Consider the following 884-nt stretch of genomic DNA (forward strand, 5'->3'; position numbering starts at 1 on the left):
GTAATACTAGATAATAAAAAAATTGGCAAAAAAGAAGACGATTAACATTTAAAATCCTATTTTCTGTAAGCGTATTATTTTTGGTGATAATCGGATATGGGATTTACTGAGCATTTTTTGATATGACTAGATTACCAAAAGGAGATTATCTTACCGAAGAAAAATCTTCAAACGGAAATTATACTTTAAAAGCATATGTAACAAGTGGAGGAGCAACAACTGGATATGCTGTTAGAGGTGAATTAGTATATAACAAGGAAAAGAAGAGTAAAACTGTATACTGGAATTATCGTGAGAGCGCAGCAGACATTGAATGGATCGATAATGATACAGTTGTTATTAACGGTCACACGCTGAATATACCAAATGATAAGTTTGATTTTCGACATAATTAAATATAGTTTTATGAGGGTATTTACATAGATTTTAGATGATAAAAAAGCTAAGGAAGGGGCAATTCTATGAAATTGTTATATTCAATCGTATTAGCAACCATTTTAGGCATATTTCTTTTGATGTTAGGAGAAGTCGGTATAATTATAGGTTTTGGAATTTTAGCTGGTACTTTGTTTAGAGGAGTATATCTTTTAAACGATTTAAGTAAAAGACTCTCAAAAGTAGCTCCAATTGTACCGAAATCTAATAAGGTAAAAGAGGCTTATGAAAATTATTTCGATCCTTTTTTTGTATACTCTTTAAATGGTCTTGACTTAAGTTACATCTGTGAAGTAATCTTCGTAATTCTTTTCCGTTTTCTCCAGAATATGAACCGAATCCAAATATTTCCTTCTTGATTTTTTACAAAAAAATTTCACTTTTTAAATTAATTCCAATCCGTCTTGATTCCTTATAAAACAATACCTCATGGTTTCTATTTTATATCT

2 protein-coding genes are annotated in these 884 nt (G+C 29.6%); both read left to right on the forward strand.

Annotated features, from left to right (window positions below):
- The first annotated feature begins 122 nt into the window (after positions 1-122).
- A complete protein-coding gene (locus CN514_RS24980) occupies positions 123-395 on the forward strand; it encodes a DUF5412 family protein (protein WP_176526088.1) in 273 nt (90 codons plus the stop codon).
- Between the two features lie 66 nt (positions 396-461).
- A complete protein-coding gene (locus CN514_RS26120; RefSeq protein ID WP_176526089.1) occupies positions 462-794 on the forward strand; it encodes a hypothetical protein in 333 nt (110 codons plus the stop codon).
- Positions 795-884 lie beyond the last annotated feature (90 nt).

The organism is Bacillus sp. AFS001701, from assembly GCF_002559405.1.
Classification (GTDB): Bacteria; Bacillota; Bacilli; order Bacillales; family Bacillaceae_G; genus Gottfriedia.